Source organism: Rhodococcus sp. EPR-147, from assembly GCF_001647185.1.
Lineage (GTDB): Bacteria > Actinomycetota > Actinomycetes > Mycobacteriales > Mycobacteriaceae > Rhodococcoides.
In genome coordinates this window covers 1-5,915 of record NZ_LVCU01000219.1, presented here as the reverse complement: position 1 = coordinate 5,915, position 5,915 = coordinate 1, and the positions used below count along the sequence as shown (strand labels likewise).

The window sequence follows — 5,915 nt, the reverse complement described above, 5'->3', positions numbered from 1 at the left end:
TCTCGGTGTGGCGGGTGTTGCGTGACTTCGTTCGTCTGCTCGCCCGTCAGATCAACCGCGTCGTGAAGATGCCGCGCGAAGTGGCCAATGCGCTCGGGGTCGTCGTCCTCGTCGTGTTGTCCGTCGCCCTGGTTCAGGGTGTCCTGCTGCGCGCGGTCTCCGAGGTCACCAATTCCGTGTTCAGTCTGCAGAACGACGAAACCCGGGACGGCGCAGAACAACCCGTCGCCGACGAACGCTCCGGCAGCCCGAACTCGTTGGCGCCATGGGACACCCTCGGATTCGAGGGTCGCAACTTCGTCTCCAGCGGACTGCGCGCCGACGAGATGGAGCGGGCAACGGGCCGCCCCAGCCTCGAACCGATCCGGGCATACGCAGGCCTGGAAACGGCAGAGACCCAGGACGAGCGACTGAACATCGTGGTCGCGGAGCTCGAACGCACCGGGGCATTCCAGCGCGCGGCTCTCGTCGTCGTCCCGACCACCGGAACCGGATGGGTCAATCCCACCGCCATCGAAGCCGAAGAGCTCATGTTCGACGGCGATGTCGCCACCGTCGCATCCCAGTACTCGTACCTGCCGAGTTGGATCTCCTTCATCGCGGAGGGAGACAAGGCCGCGCAGGCAGGCAGAGCTCTGATCGACAAGGTGCACGACCGCTGGCTGCAGGAACCGGAGGCCACGCGCCCGAAGTTCTACGTCTACGGCGAGAGCCTCGGTACCCAGGCGGGTGAAGGAGCGTTCGACGGTCTGGCCGACATCCGGGCCACCACCGACGGCGTCCTGTGGGTTGGACCGCCGAACAACAACCGCATCTGGAGTCAGTTCGTCAGCCGACGCGACCCGGGAAGCCCGGAGGTGCGGCCGGTCTACTCCGAGGGACTGACGGTCCGATTCGCCGACAACTCGTCGGGTATCCCGCCAGAGGATCAGCCCTGGTACGAGCCGCGGATCCTCTACGTCCAGCACGCGTCGGATCCGGTGGTCTGGTGGTCACCCGACCTGCTGTTCGAGCGTCCCGACTGGCTGTCCGAGCCACCGGGGCCGGACCGGCTGCCGAGCATGCGATGGTTCCCGGTCGTGACCTTCTGGCAGGTGGCCGCCGATCTGACCAACGCCGCGGGCGTTCCCGACGGACACGGCCACAACTACGGAACCCTCGTGCTCGACGGCTGGGTGGCCGTCGCCGCGCTCGAGGGGTGGACCGACCGCGACACCGAACGAGTCCGCGGAGTCATGGAGCAGTTCGCCGGCCGAGACGGTCCCGAGAAGTGAGAACCGCAGTGACGGCCGGAGTGGAGCCTGCGGAACGACCCATTCTGGCCGGAGTGGAGCCTGCGGAACGACCCATTCTGACCGGAATCGCGGCGACGGCGTGGAGCACTTACCTCCTTCCCGCGCTCGGTCTCGATGCCCGTGGACGGGCAGTGGCCAACGCGTCGTTCGCCGTCGGTGTGGCTGCACTGTCTCGAACGAGCGCAGCAGAGCTGGGCCTGCGCAATTTCGCTGCCGGCCTGAAGTGGGGCGCTGCGGCGTCGGCGGTGCCGGTGCTCGGATCTGCCGTCGTCGCCGCGATTCCCGCGTTGCGACGCCGCGTCCGGCCGTCCGAGGACGAACTGGCCGAGTGGGTCCTGTTTCGCATCCCGGTGGGAACGGTACTGACCGAGGAACTGCTCTTCCCCGGTGTGCTCGACGCCGCGTCGCCCGCTCTGTCGCCGATCTTCTTCGGGCTCTGGCACATTCACCCGGCCCGCGCGGCGGGTGACACCGTGGTCGGAACTGTGGTGGCAACGGCAGCGGCCGGTGTGGTGTTCTCGTGGCTTCGAGCCCGCAGCGGCAGTGTGCTCGCCCCGGCGCTGCTGCACTACTTTCTCAACGCCAGCGGCGCTGTGCTGGCGCATCTCGCAGCGGACGACAGGAGTTAGACGCAGTGCCACCGCACAAGGGAGTCGGCCCCGCCGAGGTACGCGAGGCCGTTCTGGCCGTCGAGCAATGGATCAAGGGTGAGGCGGACAAGCCTGCGCGGGCGCAGATTGCCGCCGCGGTACGCACCACTGCCAGAACTCTCGGCCAGAATGCGCCGGGATCCTCGGTGGAGGTGCGGGTACCGCCGTTCGTCGCGGTGCAGTGCATCGTGGGCCCGCATCACACCCGGGGGACACCGCCGAACGTGGTCGAAACCGACGCGCTGACGTGGCTGCAGGTGGTCACCGGAATCCGGGATTTCGCCGAGGCCCTCGCCGACGGTTCGATCGATGCATCGGGCAGTAGAGCGGCGGAAGTTGGCCGCTGGCTGCCACTGTTGTCCATCAGGTGATTCGCTCCAATTCCGGCACTGGTTCACCTACTGGGAATCTCCCGTCCACACGATGCGTTGACTCCGGTCGTGTGCCCGTAGACTCAGGCACGGCCCCCCGCCCCGTCCCCCAAGGGAGCAATGCCCGTGACCAACGCCGATTTGTCGGTCGACAGTCCGAATCTTCTGCTAGGCAAACCCCTCGACGAACCGGAGAACGAGCCGCGCGAGGAGTGCGGTGTGTTCGGAGTTTGGGCACCGGGCGAGGATGTGGCCAAGCTCTCGTACTACGGCCTCTATGCGCTGCAGCACCGTGGCCAGGAGGCTGCCGGCATCGCAGTGTCCGACGGTTCCCAGGTGCTGGTGTTCAAGGATCTCGGTCTCGTCAGCCAGGTGTTCGACGAGCAGACGCTCGGTGCGATGCCCGGGCATGTCGCCATCGGGCACTGCCGTTACTCCACCAGTGGTTCGGTCACGTGGGAGAACGCGCAGCCGATCTTCCGTACCACCACCGCCGGGACCGGTATTGCACTCGGCCACAACGGGAATCTGGTGAACTTCGCCGAGCTCGCCACCAAGGCGCGCGACGCAGGGCTGATCAGCGACCGACTGCAGGGCAACGGCACGTCGGATTCCGACGTGGTGACCGCGCTGCTGGCGCACAAGGCAGCCGACTGCACCATCGAGCAGGCGGCGATGGAACTGCTGCCTCTGCTCAAGGGTGCCTTCTGTCTGACGTTCATGGACGAGCACACTCTCTACGCCGCGCGTGACCCGCACGGCGTTCGACCGTTGTGCCTCGGCCGCCTCGATCGCGGCTGGGTGGTTGCCAGCGAGACTGCGGCACTCGACATCGTCGGTGCCGCGTTCGTCCGCGACATCGAGCCCGGTGAACTGCTCGCGATCGACGCCGACGGTGTTCGGTCCTCACGCTTCGCGGCTCCCGAGCCCAAGGGGTGCGTGTTCGAGTACGTGTATCTCGCTCGTCCCGACAGCGTCTATGGTGGTCGTTCGGTGCACTCGACGCGCGTCGAGATCGGACGTCGTCTCGCGAAGGAACATCCTGCCGAGGGGGACCTGGTCATCCCGGTGCCCGAGAGCGGAACTCCCGCTGCGGTCGGTTTCGCGCAGGGCTCCGGCATCCCCTACGGCCAGGGCTTGATGAAGAACGCCTATGTGGGCCGCACGTTCATTCAGCCGTCGCAGACCATTCGTCAACTCGGCATCCGGCTCAAGCTGAATCCTCTCAAAGAGGTCATACGGGGCAAAAGGCTGGTGGTGGTGGACGATTCGATCGTTCGCGGCAATACCCAGCGCGCCCTGATCAGGATGCTGCGCGAGGCCGGTGCGCTGGAGATTCACGTGCGAATCGCGTCGCCGCCGGTGCGCTGGCCCTGCTTCTACGGCATCGACTTCGCTTCTCCCGCAGAGCTGATCGCCAACGGTGTCGATTCCGAGGACGGAATTCTCGAGGGTGTTCGGCAGGCGATCGGTGCCGATTCGTTGGGGTACATCTCCATCGACGGCATGATCGCGGCCTCCGAGCAGCCTGAATCCCGGTTGTGTGCAGCATGTTTCACCGGCAAGTATCCGATCGATCTGCCGGCCGACAACGCACTCGGCAAGCACGTTCTCGAGGGTCTGCTGGCCTCGGCCGCCGGGCAGCCGGTGGACAACGACGCGAACGTGAGTGCTCTGAGTCGTCCCTGAGCAGGGCGTTCCTGCGAGGGAACAGCAGGGTTTTCTCAATGCCACATATTGGAAACAGTCCGTCGGTACTGTCCTTTCAGTTACATAGGACACACCGATTGGATAGAGGCTTTCAGATGACCCTGTCGCCCGACGACGGACGCATGCAGCGCTACAGCGCGGCATCGAAGACCGCTGCACCCGGTACAGCGGGACGCAAACACGGCAAGAAATTTGCTGCAGTGGCAGCACTGTCGGTACTCACATTGACTGCGGCAGCCTGCGGCTCGGGCCGCACCGACGAAGCCGGTGGCTCCGGTGAGGGCAGTGGCGGCACCATCACCGTCGGCACCACCGACCAGGTGACGTCACTCGACCCGGCGGGCTCGTACGACAACGGCTCGTTCATGGTCATGAACCAGACGTATCCCTTCCTGATGAATTTCGCGCCCGGTAGCTCCGAGCTCGAGCCCGATGTCGCCGAGAGCTGCGATTTCGCCGAGCCGACCGTCTACACGTGCACGCTGAAGGACGATCTGACGTTCGCGAACGGCAACCCGCTGACGAGCGAGAGCGTGAAGTTCTCCTTCGATCGCATCGTCGCCATCAACGATCCCAACGGACCCGCGTCGTTGCTGACGAACCTCGACAGCATCGCGACTCCGGACGAGAAGACCGTCGAGTTCACGCTCAAGGCCGCGAACGATCAGACGTTCCCGCAGATTCTGGCGACACCGGCGGGCCCGATCGTCGACCAGACCGTGTTCCCGGCAGATTCGATTCTCGACGACGACGCCATCGTGGCGGGCACCCCGTTCGCCGGCCCGTACTCCATCGCGAGCTACGCCAAGAACTCCCTCGTCAGCTTCACCGCGAACGGCGACTACAAGGGCATCCTCGGAACCCCGAAGACCTCGTCGATCAACGCGAAGTACTACACCAGCTCCGACAACCTCAAGCTCGACGTGCAGAACAAGGCCATCGACGTCGCATGGCGATCGCTGACCCCGACGGATGTCGAATCGCTCGGCAGCGTCGACGGTCTGACGGTGCACGAGGGACCCGGCGGTGAATCGCGCTACATGGTCTTCAACATGAACACGATGCCCGGTGACACCCCTGATCAGAAGCTGGCCGTGCGCAAGGCAATTGCGGCCTCGGTGGATCGCCAGGCGCTGTCCGACGGCGTCTACAAGGGCACCTACACCCCGCTGTACTCCGTCGTACCCACAGGCCTGGCCGGTGCGAACACCGCGTACGGCGACGTCTACGGCACCACCCCGAACCGCGACGAAGCAGCCGGATTCCTTTCTGCCGCAGGCGTTGCCACCCCGGTGCAGCTCAACTTGCAGTACAACCCGGACCACTACGGTTCGAGCTCGAGCGAGGAATACGCCGCGATCAAGAGCCAGCTCGACGCGACGGGCCTGTTCAACGTGAACCTGCAGTCCACCGAGTGGAGCACGTACACCAAGGAACGCGTCGCCGACGCCTACCCGGTGTACCAGCTGGGCTGGTTCCCGGACTACCCCGATGCGGACAACTACCTGACGCCGTTCTTCGGGCCGGACAACTTCCTGCAGTCGCACTTCGAGAGCCCGGCCATCACGTCACTGCTCGATCTCGAGCGCACGACCGCCGACGAGAATGCGCGGATGCAGATCATCGGTCAGATTCAGACCGAGCTCGCGACGAACTACCTGCCGACGCTTCCGTTGTTGGAGGGCAAGCAGATCGCCGTCGCCACCGACGAGGTCAGCGGCGTGGACGAGACTCTCGACGCCTCGTTCAAGTTCCGATTCGTCACTCTCGCCAAGGGCTGACCGGCGTGCCCACTACCGACAGCACGACGGTAGAGGGCGAGAAGCAAGCACAGCAGGTGAGCGCGCCGTCACGGTACGGCGCGCTCGCCCGTTATCTCGGGGTCAGAT

At 65.3% G+C, this 5,915-nt stretch carries 5 protein-coding genes; all 5 read left to right on the top strand.

The genetic code is table 11. From position 1 onward, the window contains the following. Window positions 1-1,274: alpha/beta hydrolase (locus A2J02_RS10680; protein ID WP_068049917.1), on the top strand; the 1,274-nt coding region annotated here is incomplete at its 5' end. After that, entirely contained in the window at window positions 1,271-1,924 is a 654-nt protein-coding gene (locus A2J02_RS10675) for a CPBP family intramembrane glutamic endopeptidase (protein WP_231911433.1), read from the top strand. The genes A2J02_RS10680 and A2J02_RS10675, both read left to right, overlap by 4 nt. Window positions 1,925-1,929: 5 nt before the next feature. Next, entirely contained in the window at window positions 1,930-2,316 is a 387-nt protein-coding gene (locus A2J02_RS10670; RefSeq protein WP_068049909.1) for a sterol carrier family protein, read from the top strand. A 126-nt stretch (window positions 2,317-2,442) separates the two neighbouring features. Next, a complete protein-coding gene (purF, locus tag A2J02_RS10665) occupies window positions 2,443-4,005 on the top strand; it encodes an amidophosphoribosyltransferase (RefSeq protein WP_068049913.1) in 1,563 nt (520 codons plus the stop codon). A gap of 116 nt (window positions 4,006-4,121) precedes the next feature. Beyond that, window positions 4,122-5,807, top strand: a complete 1,686-nt coding sequence (locus A2J02_RS10660; protein WP_156516182.1) for an ABC transporter substrate-binding protein — start codon at window positions 4,122-4,124, stop codon at window positions 5,805-5,807. Window positions 5,808-5,915: the final 108 nt, after the last annotated feature.

What these genes read in the sequence shown, in the direction of transcription:
- A2J02_RS10660 (WP_156516182.1), top strand. Translation starts at nt 4,122, where the DNA reads ATGACCCTGTCGCCCGACGACGGACGCATGCAGCGCTACAGCGCGGCA.